The 15,957-nt window shown below is 72.0% G+C and carries 12 protein-coding genes; 5 read left to right on the top strand and 7 right to left on the bottom strand.

Annotation, left to right across the window (positions count from 1 at the left end; genetic code table 11):
- Positions 1 to 73: 73 nt before the first annotated feature.
- On the bottom strand, positions 74 to 988 hold the full coding sequence (locus JKJ07_RS02570; RefSeq protein WP_202989518.1) for an FAD binding domain-containing protein: 915 nt from the start codon (positions 986 to 988) through the stop codon (positions 74 to 76).
- 87 nt (positions 989 to 1,075) lie between these two features.
- Between JKJ07_RS02570 and JKJ07_RS02575 the strand changes: the two genes are divergently transcribed.
- Both JKJ07_RS02575 and JKJ07_RS02580 read left to right on the top strand, forming a co-directional pair.
- Positions 1,076 to 1,750, top strand: coding sequence for a GntR family transcriptional regulator (locus JKJ07_RS02575; protein WP_202989519.1), 675 nt, complete (start codon positions 1,076 to 1,078; stop codon positions 1,748 to 1,750).
- A gap of 145 nt (positions 1,751 to 1,895) precedes the next feature.
- Entirely contained in the window at positions 1,896 to 3,254 is a 1,359-nt protein-coding gene (locus tag JKJ07_RS02580; protein WP_202989520.1) for a glycoside hydrolase family 6 protein, read from the top strand.
- A 730-nt stretch (positions 3,255 to 3,984) separates the two neighbouring features.
- On the opposite strand, the gene JKJ07_RS02585 is transcribed toward JKJ07_RS02580, so the two are convergent.
- Positions 3,985 to 4,284: a hypothetical protein gene (locus JKJ07_RS02585; RefSeq protein WP_202989521.1), complete on the bottom strand. Its 300-nt coding sequence runs from the start codon at positions 4,282 to 4,284 to the stop codon at positions 3,985 to 3,987.
- Between the two features lie 30 nt (positions 4,285 to 4,314).
- Positions 4,315 to 4,965, bottom strand: a complete 651-nt coding sequence (locus tag JKJ07_RS02590; protein ID WP_202989522.1) for an NAD(P)-dependent oxidoreductase — start codon at positions 4,963 to 4,965, stop codon at positions 4,315 to 4,317.
- A gap of 71 nt (positions 4,966 to 5,036) precedes the next feature.
- Between JKJ07_RS02590 and JKJ07_RS02595 the strand changes: the two genes are divergently transcribed.
- Positions 5,037 to 5,405: a winged helix-turn-helix transcriptional regulator gene (locus JKJ07_RS02595; RefSeq protein WP_202989523.1), complete on the top strand. Its 369-nt coding sequence runs from the start codon at positions 5,037 to 5,039 to the stop codon at positions 5,403 to 5,405.
- Here the strand turns inward: JKJ07_RS02595 and JKJ07_RS02600 are convergent.
- Positions 5,402 to 7,162: a hypothetical protein gene (locus JKJ07_RS02600; protein ID WP_202989524.1), complete on the bottom strand. Its 1,761-nt coding sequence runs from the start codon at positions 7,160 to 7,162 to the stop codon at positions 5,402 to 5,404. The two genes, JKJ07_RS02595 and JKJ07_RS02600, sit on opposite strands and share 4 nt — an antisense overlap.
- Positions 7,163 to 7,273: 111 nt before the next feature.
- On the opposite strand from JKJ07_RS02600, the gene JKJ07_RS02605 reads away from it, so the two are divergent.
- Entirely contained in the window at positions 7,274 to 8,722 is a 1,449-nt protein-coding gene (locus JKJ07_RS02605) for an RNA-guided endonuclease InsQ/TnpB family protein (RefSeq protein ID WP_202989525.1), read from the top strand.
- A gap of 9 nt (positions 8,723 to 8,731) precedes the next feature.
- On the top strand, positions 8,732 to 9,751 hold the full coding sequence (locus JKJ07_RS02610; RefSeq protein WP_236028194.1) for an aldo/keto reductase: 1,020 nt from the start codon (positions 8,732 to 8,734) through the stop codon (positions 9,749 to 9,751).
- Positions 9,752 to 9,785: 34 nt separating this feature from the next.
- Here the strand turns inward: JKJ07_RS02610 and JKJ07_RS02615 are convergent, their stop codons facing one another.
- The 3 genes from JKJ07_RS02615 to JKJ07_RS02625 form a co-directional block, all read right to left on the bottom strand.
- Positions 9,786 to 11,849 (bottom strand): sensor histidine kinase, encoded by a 2,064-nt coding sequence (locus JKJ07_RS02615; RefSeq protein WP_202989526.1) that lies wholly within the window; start codon positions 11,847 to 11,849, stop codon positions 9,786 to 9,788.
- 100 nt (positions 11,850 to 11,949) lie between these two features.
- Positions 11,950 to 13,143, bottom strand: a complete 1,194-nt coding sequence (locus JKJ07_RS02620) for an MFS transporter (RefSeq protein WP_202989527.1) — start codon at positions 13,141 to 13,143, stop codon at positions 11,950 to 11,952.
- Positions 13,144 to 13,312: 169 nt separating this feature from the next.
- Positions 13,313 to 15,946: an AfsR/SARP family transcriptional regulator gene (locus JKJ07_RS02625; RefSeq protein WP_202989528.1), complete on the bottom strand. Its 2,634-nt coding sequence runs from the start codon at positions 15,944 to 15,946 to the stop codon at positions 13,313 to 13,315.
- Between the last annotated feature and the right edge of the window lie 11 nt (positions 15,947 to 15,957).

Here is a 15,957-nt window from a genome sequence, read left to right on the forward strand (position 1 = left end):
CTCGCCGCGGCTGAACTCCTTCGCTGGTGACACTCGCCGCTCCTTCACCGAGTGGCGCTCACTGCTCATTTGCTCAGAGGCCCAGAAGTGCTCGTCGCAGATGGACGGGGAAGACGCGGCGGCGATACCAGGCGGACGCGTACGCGTCGTCGGCCGGCGACAGCTCGGTCAAGCCGGCCTGAGCGGCGGCGGCCACGGTCTCCTCGGTCAGCGGACGCCCGGCCAGCGCCTGCTCGACCCTGACGGCGCGGACGACGTGATCGCTGACCCCGCCCAACGCGACCCGCACCCCGCCTGCCTCGGTGATCGTCGCGGCCACGGTGACCAGAGACGCGGAGTTGTAGCGGCGGCGGGCTGCCTTGAGATATCTGAAAGCTCCCGGCGCGGTCAGCTCGAAAGTGACGGCCGTGACCAAAGCCCGCTCCTCCGCCGCCGTCACCGGGGCGCGCTCTTCCAGCCCCGCTGTCGCCGTGTCGCGCTCCCCCAGCCCCGCTCTCGCCGTGTCGCGCTCTTCCAGCCCCGCTCTCGTCACGGCGCGCTTTCCCAGCCCCGCTGTCGCCGGGTCGTGCTCGCCCAGTGGCAGCTCGACCGGAGCTTCCTGGCTGGCCAGCACGGCTTTCGCGTTAAGGGCGACCAAGGCGACGGCCAGATCCCCGTACGGCTGGCGGGCGAACAGGTTGCCGCCGACGGTGGCGAGCGTGCGTACCGGCACCGAGGCGATCGAGCGGACGACGGGGTGCAGGATCGCGAGTCGTGGGTCGTGCTCGATCTGGGCCAGTGTCGTGGTCGCGCCGATGGTCACTGTGGAGCCGGTGACCGTGATGCCGGCCAGGCCGGTGCGGCGCAGGCTGACCAGTTCGGTCGGTGGGGATCCGTGGTTGTTGAGCGCCGGCATCACGAGGGTGCCGCCGCCGATGATCGTGGCGCCCGCGGCGATCAGACTCACAGCCGCGGGCACGTCCTCGGGGACATGAACCTCAGTCAACATGCGAGATCCTTTTATCGATAATCGATAATCTCACCGTAACCGGGGCTTACTAAGCTGGTCAATGTCCCGTTCGATCCGGCGGAGAAGGTGAGCACGCTGTCGAGGCCGACCCTCAGCGAGAGCATCCGCGACGGCCTGGTCGAGATGATCGTGGCGGGCCACTATCGCGCGGGTGAGCGGCTGGTCGAGACGAGGATCGCGGCCGACTTCGGGACCAGCCAGGCCCCCGTACGGGAAGCTTTGCGGGAACTCGAAGGACTGGGCCTGGTCGAGAGCCGGCCCCGACGTGGGCGGCATGTCCTGCCGTTCGTGGAGCAGACACTGCGCGAGGCGTATGTGGTGCGGGCCGCCCTGGAGGAGACGGCGACCCGGCTGGCCATGCTCGCCCACAAGCTCCCGCTCGACGAGATGCGCGAGGACGTCGCCGACATGCGCCGCTCCGCGACGGCTGGTGACGTACGGGCAATCGGCCTGGCCAGCACCCAGTTCCACCGCCGGGTCGTGCTGGCCGCGGGCAACTTCCTGCTCGAACGCGCCTGGGAGGCGTTGCAGATCGAGGCCCGTACGGCGATCACGCTGATGGTGATCCAGCCCGACCTCACTCATGTGGCCGAAGAGCACGCCACCCTGCTCCACATCCTCGAGACCGGCGACGTCGAGGCCGCATGCCTGCACACGCGCTCCCACCAGTGGGCATACGCAGACCTCCCCCATGACATGCACGGAGCGGCCCGGGCGGTGCGCTTCCCCACCTCGCCCTGACCCTTCTCGCCACCACCTGCGCCCGCGCCCTCGTCGCCTGCAGCCTCCCTAAATCGAACTCTTTCGCTGTCTTGCTGCCTCCCGACCCTGGGGTTACCGTGTGGGAGCGCTCCCAACCCGACATTCCCCTTCGGAAGGAAGCACTTTGTCCCCCACCGCTCTCCGGCGCTCCCTGCTGGCCGCGTCCGCCGTGTGCGTCACGGCCGGCGTCTGGCTCGCCGCCGGCACCGCCTCGGCCGGCACGCTCACCGGCACCCTCTACCGTGACCCCGACACGGCCGTCGCCCGCTGGGTGGCCGCCAACCCCACCGATTCCCGTACGGCGTTGATCAGTTCCCGGATCGCCAGCCAGCCCGCCACGCGCTGGCTGTCCAACTTCAACCTCGGCACCGTCGAGTCCGAGGTCGCCACCTACGTCGGCGCGGCCACCAACGCCGGCCAGGTGCCCGCCCTGACCGTCTACGGCATCCCCAACCGTGACTGCGGCGGCGCCAGCGCGGGCGGCGCACCCGACCTGGCCACCTATCAGACCTGGGTCAACGGCATCGCCCGCGGCCTGGCCGGACGCACCACGCTGATCATGCTGGAGCCCGACTCGATCGCCCTGCAAACGTGCCTCAGCGCCGCCGAGATCACCGCCCGCGACCAGGCCCTGGCCACCGCGACCCGCACCCTCAAGGCGTCCGGGGCCAAGGTCTATCTCGACGGCGGCCACTCGGCCTGGAACGCCGCCGCCGAACAGGCCCGCCGCCTGGCCAACGCGGGCGCCGCCGACAGCGACGGCTTCTACACCAACGCCTCGAACTTCCAGTCCACCGCCAACGAGACCACGTTCGGCCGCGCGGTGCTGAGCGCCCTCTCCGGCCGCGGCATCACCGGCAAACGCCAGGTGATCGACACGAGCCGCAACGGCGGCGCATCCGGCGACTGGTGCGGCGACGACAACACCGACCGCCGAATCGGCCGCTACCCCACCCTGAACACCGGCGACGCCAGCATCGACGCCTACCTCTGGATCAAACCCCCCGGCGAAGCCGACGGCTGCGCCTACCCCGCCGGCTCGTTCCAGCCCGCCCTCGCCGCAAGCCTGGCCACCGGCGCGGCGACCCCGCCGACCACTCCCCCGACCACACCGCCCACTACCCCGCCGACGACGCCTCCCACGACGCCGCCGACCACACCGCCCACGACACCGCCGACGAACCCGCCGACCGGCGCCTGCAGCGCGACCTACACGACCTCAAGTTCATGGCAGGGCGGCTTCCAGGGCCAGACCACAGTCAAGGCAGGCACCAGCGCAATCAACGGCTGGGCAGTCTCCTGGACCCTCACCTCAGGCCAGTCGATCACCCAGGTCTGGGGCGGCGTCCTGACGGTCATCGGCTCAACGGCCACCGTCCGCAACGCAGCCTGGAACGGCTCCCTGCAGCCAGGCGCCACAGCCGAGTTCGGCTTCATCGCCTCCGGCCCGGCCGGCACTTCCGGCCTCGCTTGCTCGGCCTGACCACTCCACGCACCCCCGCGCGGGCCGGGATCTTCCCGGCCCGCGCTGCTCGGCCAACTCTTGAGTAAGCACTCACTTACCGGACCCCGGTTGACGCCCGGTCCGGAAGTAAGTACTCACTCACAAGGACCGACCGTTGGTCCCTCCGAAAGGTATGTGAGTACTCGCTCACAAGGATCGGCGCGACTCTTTAGTAAGCAATGACCCGCCGGACGACTCACCGCCTCACCGCCGAAGTGACCACTCACTCACAAGTCCGACCCATGCGCCCACAATCAGGTATGTAAGTACTCACTCACAGACAATGCCCTGTTCTGCGGTCGGATCGGTGGCTAGGTGCGTGAGCCGACCGGCGCGCCCACAAAGAGGTATGTGAGCACTCACTCACAAGCGAGGCCCCGCCCGGTGCCCGGGTCGGCGGTTCGGTGCGCAAACTGACCGGCACGCCCACAACCAGATACGTGAGCACTCACTCACCAGCCGTGCCCTGCCAGGCGCCCGGGTCGGTGGCTTAATGTGCGAGCCGATCGGCATGCCCACAACCAGGTATGTGAGCACTCACTCACAAGCGGATCCGGGCACCAGGATCTCGCGATCGCCGCGGCTCGCCCACTGAGCGGGAGCTCGCGATCTCCATGGCCGCGACATTTGAGTGAGCACTCACATACCTCGCCGGAGAGCGGGGCCGGTTCGGCGCGTTACGCCGCCGCGACGAAGTGAGCGCATCGCCCTACCGGACCGGCAGGCTGACCCGTCGTCCCAGGCCGACCTTTGCGGCGTCGGTTGCGGTCACCATCGCGTACGCCCCCGATGGCACGCCCTGGCGCGTAGCCACCCGGGAGGCCGCCCGCAGCAAAGTCCGCTCGTTGGCGCCGGCGATGAAGAAGACGAACTCGTCGCCGACTTCCTCACCGTCCTCGTATTCTTCGATGCGGAACTCGTTCTCCAGGTCGATCATGAAGTCGCCGACATCGTCGATCCACTCGTCGTCCGCGGTCACCGGGAAGTGGATCTCCACCATCACTGCCATGCCGATGATGATTCAGCACCGGCCCCGGGCTCAGTACGCCAGGTTCACATGTGCGCGGTGGTGGCTGCCCTTCTCGATCAGGTCGACGAAACCCAGCGCGTAGTCGGCGCCCGAGATCGTGCCGCCGCCGTCGGGCTGGACGGCCACGTCGTCGCCGAGTCGGTATTCGCCGCGGGACGTGCCGGGGGCGTGCGCGCCGAAGCCGCCGGCCGGGCTCACGAACACCCAGTCGAGCGACGGCGGCGTCGCGGGCAGGTCGTCGGTGATCAGCGCCGCGGTGATGACGATCTCGCCGTGGAACGCGGCCGGCGCGTGGCTAAGGTCTTCTGCGAACCGGGGCGCCCCGGCCGCGGGGCGCAGCGACGAGAAGCCGCCGACGACGTACAGGGGCGCCCCCGCCGCGTCGGCCAGGCGCGCGATCGTGCGATAGACGTCGCGGTAGGCGGACCCGGCGAGCGGACCACGAGCCGCCAGCGCGCCCACGACGACGTCCGCGCCGGAGACGACGGCGGTGAGCGCGGCCTCGTCCTGGGCGTCGCCTTGCACGTAGGTCACGTCGGGAACCCGTACGGCGGGAATTGACCGGCTGAACGCGGTGACCTCGTGACCGCGGGCGGCGGCCTCAGCGACGATGGCCGATCCGGCATAACCGGTGCCACCGATGACAACGATGCGGGACATGTTTTCCTCCTGATTTCTTGCCGACTCGGTTACCGTAGGAGACCAACTACCTCTCGGGAAGTAGGCACTTTGTGGTAACCGCGGACCCCTATCAGGCCGGCTGCGCGACCCGGCGCATTCTCGACCGCATCGGCGACCGGTGGACCGTGCTGATCGTGGGTGTGCTGGGCGAGGGCGACGCCCGCTTCTCGGAGCTGCGCCGCCGCATCGACGGCGTCTCGCAGAAGATGCTGACCCAGACCCTGCGCGGCCTCGAGCGCGACGGCATCGTCCGGCGCACGGTGCACGCCGAGGTTCCCGTACGGGTCGTGTATTCCCTCACCGAGGCCGGGCGCACGCTGCTGGAACCGCTGCGCGCGCTGCAACGCTGGTCGATCGAGCACCTCGGCGAGGTCGCGGCCGCTCAGGACACGTACGACCGGGCCGGGCACGGACCCTAGCGGCGTATCGCCTCGCGCAGGTTGACCAGCAACACCCCGGCCGCGGCGGCGAGCAGGCCGAAGGCGACGACATAGCGCCCCTCGAACCACAGCACCACCAGCAGCGCCACCGAGACCGCGGCCAGCAGCAGGCGCAGCAGCAGAGCCAAAAGCTTTCCCCGTACGAGGCCCTCCACGCACAACAGGCCCAGCAGCCAGATGACCGCCAGGTCGAGCCCGCCGGTCGCCAGGGGCGAGATCGCCACCCCGGCGGCCACCAGGATCAGCGGGGTGCTGAGGACGGCCCACCACGACATCAGCTGACCGCGGAAGCCGGGCGGCGTCTCCATGGGCAGCCGGCGGTGCAGCAGGTGGGCGTGCGGGGGCTGGGCCACGATCTCGGCCATGACCGTACGGGCCTGCTCGTCGGCGAGCCGGGTTCGCTCCATGCGCAGCCCCAGCAGCCGGCGTTCCTGCTGGTGCAGCGCTCGCACCTCGGGCGAGGCCACCGGCAGCCCGGCCGCGGCCAGGGTGAGCTCCCGCTTCAGCGCGCCGATCTCGTCGTCGAGCGCGGCGAGCCGTTCGTCGTTCTCGCGGCGGCGCAGCTCGACCAGGGCCAGCTCGGCGGCGGGGCTGGGGGCGACCTTGGCCAGCCCGGCCCAGCCGACGGGGTCGGCCCACGACTGGCGGGCGGTGCCGTCGCGTTCGTAGCGCGGGCCGGCCGGGCCCCGTTCGCCGCCGAGCCGGTCGCGGGTGTCCCGGCCCCACAGGCCACGGAAGTCGCGCACCCAGTCGGTGTCGTCGTCGATCACGACCGCGTGCCACGCCTCGGGCTGGCCCGCGCCGACCGTACGGCCGTCGCCGCGCGCGTAGTCGACGTACGGGATGCCGAGGCCCTGCTCGCCGTGCACACCCCAGGGCGCGAACAGCCGGGCCGTCCAGCGCAGGGCACCCACGATTCCCCGCAACCGCGGCGGCCGTACGGTGATCAGATAGTCCCCGGGCAGGTAGGCGCCGGAATGGGAACCCGCCCCGACGTAGACCACCGGATGCCGCCCGCCGACCAGGGTCAGGTCGGGATCGTCCCAGCGCCGCCGCAGGTCGTCGCCGATCTCGTCGTGCGCCGAGAAGACCACCCAGCGCGGCTCGGGCAGGCCGTCCGGCCCCGTCTCGCCCGTGCCGTCGAGGTAGATCGTGACCTGCTCCCAGTCGGCCTCGTGCTCGTTGACCCCGCCGAACGCCGACCGCCAGTTGTTGAAGCTGTAGAAATACCAGTACTGGCAGACGATCCACAGGTCGTCGCGCAGCACCCGGCCGTAGTAGACCGGCTTGTCGGGTTCGAGGTGGTCGCGCTGCAGCAGGAACGAGTGGGCCGCGCTGCCGCCGGGCACGCTGCCGCGGAAGAGCAGCGAGATGCGGTTGGCCGTGTCGATCAGCCGCGCGGTCAGCCCGACCGAGGCCAGCCGGCTCGACCGCCGCAGGTGGGGCGGCCGTTCCCGAAGCGGGATGTGGGCCACGCCGAGCCGCCCGCGCGCGCCGGCCACCCCCGACAGCGACAACTGCAGGCCCTGCCCGGCACCCGCGGCCTCGGCCAGCCCGTCGAGCGTCAGCCCGCCCGGCGCCACCTGCTCGACCGGGCTCTCCCCGGCCTCCAGCCGCCACAGCCCGGCATTGCTCACATAGCGCTCGGCCGAGACCGGAAAGAAGTACTCCCCCTGCGTGAACCGCGCCACCGGCTCGTAGGCGCGCAACAGCCGAAGATCATCCTCAGTCCCCACGCCCGGCCACGCTACCGCCCTCTCATGACAGCGGAGCTGTTGCGGTGACCATTGCAATTTATGGCGCTGCTGGTAGTCGCAGGTTCAGTAGTTGTGTGACATGATAGTCGCATGACTAGACGTCGTAACGTCGATACCGGACCAGTGGTGCACCGCACCGCCCGTATCGGCCTACGACTGACCCGCGCCCAACGGCAACGCTGCTTCGGGCTTCTGCGCTCGGCCGGAGACGTGTGGGCATGCGTCCTGGAAATCAACGCCTGGCGCCGGCGACGTGGTGACAGACCTGTGGCCAGCTTCTACGAGTTATGTGGGCTGCTGTCAGCGTCCGGGCCGGGCACGTTCGGCGAACTGAACACCGCCGGGGCACGGTCGGTGCTGCGCCGCTACTCCGACGCTTGGTTCTCCGCCGCCGCCCGGCGCAAAGCCGGACACAGCGAGGTCCGCTACCCGCGACGACGACGAACCCTGATGCCTGTGCGCTGGTACCACGGCACGTTCGCGTTGTCCGGGCGTCAGGTGCGTCTGCCTGCCGCGCGGGGCTGCCCACCGTTGCTGGTCCGTTTGGACCGCACCGTGCCCTACCCCGCGGGCACGGTGCGGTCGGTAACCCTGGTGTTCGACGCCGGCCGGTTGTGGCTGGACGTCACCGCCGAACTCCCCATCGCTTCCTACCGACCCGGCACCGCACGCGATCAGAACCGGGTAGCCGGAGTAGACCTCGGGATCATCCATCCGTACGCCGCCGCCAACCCGGCCGACGGCACCGCGCTTCTCGTCTCCGGGCGAGCCATCCGAGCCGAACACCGCATGCACCTGGCCGACACCAAAGCCCGTCGTCGCGGCACTGCCCGCCACGCCCCTGGCAAAGGCCAGAAGGGGTCGCGACGTTGGCGCAAAATGCGGCGCCGGGCCCGGCTGATCGAAGCCCGGCATCACCGCCGAACCCGCCAAGCCCTGCACGAAGCAACCACAACGTTGATCTGCTGGGCCGTCGAACAGCGCATTGGCACACTGACCGTCGGCGACCCCCGCGATGTTTTGAACAAGCCCGCCGGGCGGCGGCACAACTTGCGGCTACGTCAGTGGCAGATCGGCCGCACCCTGCAGATTCTGCAGGACAAGGCCGCTCTGGCCGGGATCCAGGTGCATCTGGTCGACGAACGAGGCACCTCGTCAACCTGCCCTAACTGCCACAAAAGGATCAGCAAACCCCGCGGCAGGAATATGACCTGCCCCCATTGCACGTTCGCCGGGCATCGCGACATCGCCGCGGCGTTCACCATCGCCACCCGCACCCCGGGCGGCGCCATCACCCCGGAAGCACTTCGTTGTTCTGGGGTGGTCACGCATCGTCGAGCTGGACGGCATCTCCCCGGTGCCGGACCAGCACGGCGTGACCCACGCCGCCGGCCATCACGGCCGTCGGCACCAGGGTCCTTTGGCCGGCGGAGGCCCGCCTCACCATCCGTGGTGGGGAGTCGCTCGCTCACACTCGTGAACGAGGATCCACAACAACGCCGGGACCAACCCGGTGGACGTTCGTGGACACCGCACTAGGTTGGGAACATGGAATACCGCACGCTTGGACGCAGCGGATGCGCCGTCTCCTCCCTCTGCCTGGGCACGATGACCTTCGGCAACGAGTCCGACGAGAAGGTCTCGCACGCTCAGCTCGACCGGTTCGTCGAGGCCGGGGGCACGTTCGTCGACACCGCCGACGTCTATTCGAAGGGCGAGTCGGAACGGATCATCGGGCGCTGGCTGGCCGCGCGGCCGGCTGACGTGACCGACGCCGTGGTGCTCGCCACCAAGGGCCGCTTCCCGATGGCGGACGACCCCAACGGCGCGGGGTTGTCGACCCGCCACCTGACCCGCGCGCTCCACGCCTCGCTGGACCGGCTCGGGGTCGACGCCGTCGACCTCTATCAGGCGCACGCGTGGGATCCGATCACCCCGCTCGACGAGACGCTGCGCACCCTGGACGGGTTCGTCCGGGCCGGCAAGATCCGCTACTACGGGTTCTCGAACTTCACCGGCTGGCAGCTCACCAAGGCGGTGGCCCTGGCCCGCGAGCTCGGCCTGGCCGGCCCGGTCAGCTTGCAGCCGCAATACAACCTGCTGGTTCGCGAGATCGAGTACGAGGTGGTGCCGGCGTCGCTCGACGCCGGGCTGGGCCTGCTGCCGTGGAGCCCGCTCGGCGGCGGCTGGCTGACCGGCAAGTATCGGCGCGACCAGCGGCCCACCGGCGCCTCCCGGCTCGGCGACAACCCGGAGCGGGGCATGGAGGCGTACGACCGGCGCAACGTCGCCCGTACGTGGGACGTGGTGGAGGCCGTGCAGCGCGTCGCCGAGGCCCGGGGCGTGTCGATGGCCGAGGTGGCCCTGGCCTGGGTGACCGACCGGCCCGCGGTGACCTCGACGATCCTGGGCGCCCGAACCCTCGACCAGCTCGACGCCAACCTCAAGGCGGCCGGGCTGCACCTGACCGCCGAGGAGACCGGCGCGCTGAACGAGGCCAGCGACCCCCGGCCCAACGACTACCCGTACGGGCCGCTCGGTGTCGACCAGCGCGGCCGGAGCATCTGACCGGTCTCACGGCGGCCGGGCCGGGTTCGGCCACTCACCCGGTTCGGTCGGCGCGGTCGCACGTGTCCATGCCGCTCGCCTTGAGGCCGGTCCGGCTGAATCCCGGCCGGGGATCCTCGTCGCCGGCGTGCGGCACGGTGATCAGGAAGGCCGCCCCGCACGGTTCGTTCGGGCGGTAGCCGACCGTCAGCCCGCTGGCCTCGGCGAGCTGCCGCACCAGGTAGAGGCCGAGACCCGTACCGCTCGCGCCGACGGCCACCCCGCTGTCGGCGCGGGCGAACCGGTCGAACAGCTGCGGCACGAACGCCGGCGGCACGCCCTCACCGTGGTCGGCCACGCGGATCTCGACGTGGTCGGCCCGGTTCGCCACGGTCACCTCGAACGGCGGTTCGCCGTACTTGACGGCGTTGCTCAGCAGGTTGCCGAGGATCAGCTCGAGCAGCTTGCCGTCGGCCAGTCCGCGGATCTGGTCGGGGGCGACGACGGTGACCGGGGTGGTCCCGCCGGACTGGTGCGCCGCGACCGCGGCCCGGGCCAGCTGGGCGACGTCGAGGCCGACGGGCCGGGCCCGCATCGCGCCGGCGTCCAGCCGGGCCAGGGTGAGCACGTCGTTGACCAGGTCGCTGGCCTGATTGCCGGCGCGAGTGATCCGCTGGACGTCGTCGTGCTTCTCACCCGCGGACGACACGTCCCAGTCCTCCAGGAGCAGCTCGCCCAGCCCCACGATCTTGGTGAGGGGCTGCTGGACGTCGTGGCTGAGCATCGCGATGAAGTCGGCCAGGTGGGCGTTGGCCTCCTGCAGCTGCTGGGCCCGCTGGGCGAGCTCGGCCTCGTCGGCCAGCCGGGCCCGTTCCAGGGCGTTGCGCTCGGTCATGTCGACGATCTGGGTGGCGAAGTGGGTCGGCTGCCCCTCACCGTCACGCAGCAGTGCGCAGGTGGTCCCGGTCTCGAGAATGTGCCCGTCGGCATGCACGTAGCGAACGTCGAGCCGGAACCCGTCGGCGTGCCCGGCGAGGCAGGCGCGGCCGTGCGCCCGGACCGCCTCCACGTCGTCCAGGTGCATGATGTCGGCGTACCGGCGGCCGGCCAGGTCGGCCTCGGCCCGGCCGAACAGCCTGCAGGCGGCCGGGTTGACCCGGACGAACCGGCCGTGGTCGTCGGTCAGGGTCATGCCGATGGCGGCGTCGTCGAAGACCTTGCGGAACCGTTGTTCGCTGGTGGCCAGGTCCTGGCGGCTGCGCCGGGCCCGGGCGATGGCCGCCACGACCAGCAGCCCGACCACCGCGGCGCCGATCAACCCGGCCCGGCCCGCGATGTCGCTGCCGGCCTGGGCGGCGTAGAGCACCTCCTCGCTCACGGTGGCCGACAGCCGCCACGGGGTGCCGGTGATGGGGGTGGAGGAGAACCGCCACCACCGGTCGCCGGCCTGGTAGCGACCGTGCTCCTCCTGCCGCACAGCGGCCGCCAGCGGCCCGTTCTCGGTGGCCAGGGTGGGGATGCCGGCGTCGAGATGCCGGTTGGCGGCGACGATGCTGCCGGCCGAGTCGACCAGCTGGATCTGAGCCCCGGAGAGCGACAACGCGCTGCTCAGGTAGGCCGACAACGGGCCCTCGCGGATGGTGACCGCCCCGGAGAACACCCGCCGGCCCGAGATGGAGTCGAACGGCACGGCGAACGCGACCACCGGTTCACCCCGGACCGCCGAGCGGACGACCGGTGACACCGCGGGCCGGCCGTCGCGCAGCGCGGTCCGCAGATGCTCGTACTTCGAGGCCAGTTCCTTGCCGATCGCCTTCGGGTCGGCCGGGACCGCCTGCAGGGTCCGGCCCCGGTCGTCGATCAGCACCGCGGCCGGATAACCGAAGCCCGCAACCGCCTGAGCGAACTGGCCGGCCCCGACCGTGGCGCCGGTCAGCGATGCGCGGGCCTGCACACCCTCACGCTGGATGAGGTCGGCGGTGTAGCTGGTCACGAAGTCCCGCATCAGGGCGACGCGCAACTCGAACCGCTGGTCGGCCGCCTGCCGGCTGTTGTGCTGCTGCCACAACAGCCCGGTCGTCCCGGCCGCGACCAGCAGCAGCCAGATCAGCAGCGGCAACGCCGCGGATCGCCACCACCCTCGCGCACTGCGAGCTAACCGCACACACTCCCGTTCGGCACCCGACCGGAACCGGCTGAGTGCTATCCGCCGCTAATTGTCAGGCTTTCACCGGGACCCGGGAGAAGGGGGTGGCCAGGACGGCCGCCGCGCCGAGCAGACCGCTCAGCCCGACCACGGTCGCCGGGGTCAGGCCGGCCTGCACCGCGCCGCCCGCGACCAGGAAGCCGAGGCCCTGGCAGACCAGCAGGCCCGAGGCGGCCACGCCCATCGCGCGGCCGCGGAACTCGGGGGCGACCCGGCGGACGAAGACGGCGTTGAGCGGCACGATGAAGGAGGCGCCCGCGCCCGCCAGCACCAGCAGGAACAGCAGCACCGGCAGGCTCGGGCCGAGCAGGGCGGGGGCCAGGGCCACGGTCGAGAGCAGGGCGGCCGGGCGCAGCAGGCGGTCCCGCGTCCCCGCGGCCAGCACCCGGGTCAGCGCGATCGCGCCGAGCAGGAAGCCCAGCGAGGGCGCGGCCAGCAGCAGGCCGGCCTGCACCGGGCCGCCGCCGAGAGACTCCGCGTACGGATAGGCGATGGCCTCGGGCGCGAAGGAGAAGCCGGTGGCGATCCAGACCAGGGCCAGGCAGGTGCGCAGCCACGGGTCGGCCAGGATGTAGCGGATGCCGTCGCGCGACTGGGCCAGCAGCCCGGCCGTCTCGCCGTCGGGCAGCGCGGCCGGACGCCGGGCCACGCCGAGGGCGATCAGGGCGGCCGACAGGGCGAAGGTGGCCGCGTTGCCGAGCATCGACCAGACCGGGCCGATCGCGGCCACGACGAGGCCGCCGGCGACGAAACCGAGCAGCTGGCTCAGCTGGTGGGTGACGTTGCTCAGGCCGTTGCCGGTGATGTAGGCCTCGCCGGGCAGCACCTCGGGCATGATCGCCGCCCGGGCCGCCACGAACGGCGGCGAGAACAGATGGGCCGCGTACAAAAGCACGATGGCCAGCCAGAGCGGCAGGCCGGGCACCGCGACGAGGGCGATCAGAACCGCCCGGGCCAGGTCACAGCCGATCAGCACTGCGCGGCGGGGCAACCTGTCGGCGTACGTGGAAAGAATTGGCCCCCCGAAGACGCCCGGCAACCAGGCGCTGGCGTAGGCGACCGCGGAGAGCAACGCCGAGTCGGTGCGGTCGAAGACGAGCACGGCCACGGCCACCGCCGCCACCTGGTCACCCAGGTAGGAGAGGACTTGACCGCCGTACAGGAATCGGAATTCTCGATATTCGAAGAGCTCGCGATAGGTGGCCATCAGCTGGGCGGCGCCGCCCGACGTCCCGGGCGGCGCCGGTCTCCCTAACCCCAGGTCGCCCCGCGGGTCCAGTTCGCACCCTTGCTCGCGTTCATGGCGGACTCCTTTCGCTGACGTCGGGTCGGGATCGACGATCGTCCACCGGCCCTGTGGAATTCCTGCGGCGGCGTCAGGACAGGCGGGTGCGCACCTCGGCCGCGTTGGCGTGGCCGAGTTCCTCGTAGAGGCCGAGCGCCTCCCGCCAGGCCGCCGTCGCCAACGCCTCGTGCCCGCGGTCGCGGTGCACGTCGCCCAGGTGGACCAGCGTGTCGGCCACCCAGTAGAGGTCGCCGACCCGGCGGTACAGCTCCAGCGCCGTCGCGTAGCACTCGATCGCGGCGTCGTGCTCGCCCATACCGTGGCGGATGAAGCCGAGGCTGTCCCAGATGGCGGCCCGGATGTCCTCGTCGCTCTCCTCCGCCAGCGCCAGGGCCCGTTCGCAGGCCTCGAGCGCCCCGGCGAAGTCGCCCAGCTGCGCGCGGTAGAAGCCGATCGTGTTGAGCGTGTTGACGCTCGAATGGTCGGACAGTTCCAGGGCCCGTTCCGCGTGGGTCAGGGCCTCGCGCATCCGGCCCTGCCGCTCCCGCAGGATCGCCATCTCGTGGTGCACCTGGGACTGCCCGCGGGTGTCGCCGGCCCGTTCGTAGACCTCGAGCGAGAGCCCGTAGTGCCGGTCGGCCTCGGCGGCCCGGTCCAGCAGGGTCCACGCCCGGGCCAGCCGGTAGTGCGCGTACGCCCGGGCCGGCTCGTCGCGCACCGTGGCCAGCGCCGCCTCCCACACGGTGACCAGGTCGTGCCACGGGCCCTGGCGATAGAGGTAGGTGTCCAGCGTCCAGGCCACCTGCCAGGGCCGGTCGCCGCCGGTGCGGGCGGCCCACGCGAGCAGCACGGCCCGTTCCGCGGCGAACCAGCGCATGGCCGCCGCGGCGTCGGCGAGGCCCGCCGCGGGCTCGATCGGCAGGATCGGCGCGAACCGGGCGGGCGCCAGCAGCTTCGCCCCGGCGGCGGCCAGGCCGAGATAGTGGTCGAGCAGCCGGGCCGCCGCCTCGTCGCGCGCGCCCGGGTCGGTCTCCAGTTCCTCCGCGTACGCCCGCATGAGGTCGTGCAGGCGATACCGGCCCGGCGTGTGCTCGGTGATCAGGCTCGCCCGGGCCAGCTCGGCCAGCTCCTCGGCGTGCCCCACGGCCGCGGGCGTGAAATCCGGGCCCGGATGCGCGCCGAGCAGCCGGAACAACCGCGCCGCGGCCGGGCTGAGCGCCTCGTACGACCAGGAGAACACCGCCCGTACGTCGGTGCCGGGGGTGTCGCCGGTCAGCGTGGACCACCGCTCCCGGGTGCCGGCCAGCCCGTCGGCCAGCGCCGCCAGGCCGAGCCGGGGCTGCATGACCGCGTGCGCGACGGCCAGCGTGAGGGCCAGCGGCAGCCGCGCGCACAGCCCGATGATGGCGTCCCCGGCCGCGGGCTCTGCACCCGTACGGTCCGGGCCGAGCCGGCGGTCCAGCAGCTCCCGCGCCTCGGCCGGGCTGAGCACGTCGAGCCACAACGGGTGGGCGCCGTCCGCCGCGACCAGCCCGGTGAGCTGATTGCGGCTGGTCACCACGGTCATGCAGGAACCGGCCCCGGGCAGCAGCGGGCGCACCTGGTCGCTGTCGCGGGCGTTGTCGAGCACCAGCACGAGCCGCTTGCCCGCGAGCCGGCTGCGCAGCAGGGCCGACTGCGCGGCGGGCTCGGCCGGGATGCGCGGGGCGGGCACGCCGAGCGCGCCGAGGAAGCCGCGGACCGCCTCGCCCGGGTCCATCGCCGTGCCGTCCGGGCCGAACCCGCGCAGGTCGACGTAGAGCTGGCCGTCGGGGAAGCGGGCGGCCGCCCGGTGCGCCCAGTGCAGGGCCAGCGCGGTCTTGCCCACCCCGGCCGAGCCGCCGACGACCGCGAGCGTGGGCACCTTGTCGAGCGTGGCCAGCGCCTCGGCCCGCCCGGCGAACCCGGCGACGTCGGCCGGCAGCTGGGCCGGCGCCGGCTCGGCCGGGCCCGTGGCCGCGTCACCGTTGCTGGTCAGCACGGCGGCGTGGGCGGCCTGGGTGGCCGGGGCAGGGTCGGCCCCGAGCTCGTCGGCGAGCCGGCGGCGCAGCGCCTCGTACTGGCCGAGCGCGTCGGCGGTGCGGCCGATCGCGTGCAGCGCCCGCATCAGCGCGACCGCGACCGGCTCGACCAGCGGCTGCTCCTGCACGAGCGCGCCCAGCGGCCCGATCACCGCGACCGGATCCTCCACCTCGGCCCAGGCCACGACGGCGGCCAGGCGCTCCCTGTCCCAGGCGGCGCGCATCGAGGCGGCCCACTCGCCGGCCAGCCCGGCCAGGGGTTCGCCCCGCCACAGCCCGACGGCCTCGCGCAGCCGGCCGAGATCGCCGTGCGCCTGATCGGCCAGCGCGCGGAAACGCAGCAGGTCGACCCGGTCGGCGGGCAGGTCGAGCAGGTAGCCGCCGGAGCGGCGGACCAGCGGGTCGGCCCCGCCGCGGCGCAGGGCGGCCCGCACCCGGGCCAGATGCGACTGCAGCGTGTGCCGGGCCCGGGCCGGGGCGGCCTCGCCCCAGACACGGTCGATCAGCGTCTCGGCGGTGACCACCCGCCCGGCGTCACAGGCCAGCGCGGCCAGCACCGCGCGCTGACGCGGCTCCCCGACCGGCAGGGGTCGTGAGCCGGCCCAGAGCTCGACCGGACCCAGCAGGCGCACCTCGAGCACAGCACTCCCGGCGACATGAGACATCCACCCGCAAC

This window comes from Paractinoplanes lichenicola (genome assembly GCF_016785085.1).
Taxonomy (GTDB): Bacteria; Actinomycetota; Actinomycetes; order Mycobacteriales; family Micromonosporaceae; genus Actinoplanes; species Actinoplanes lichenicola.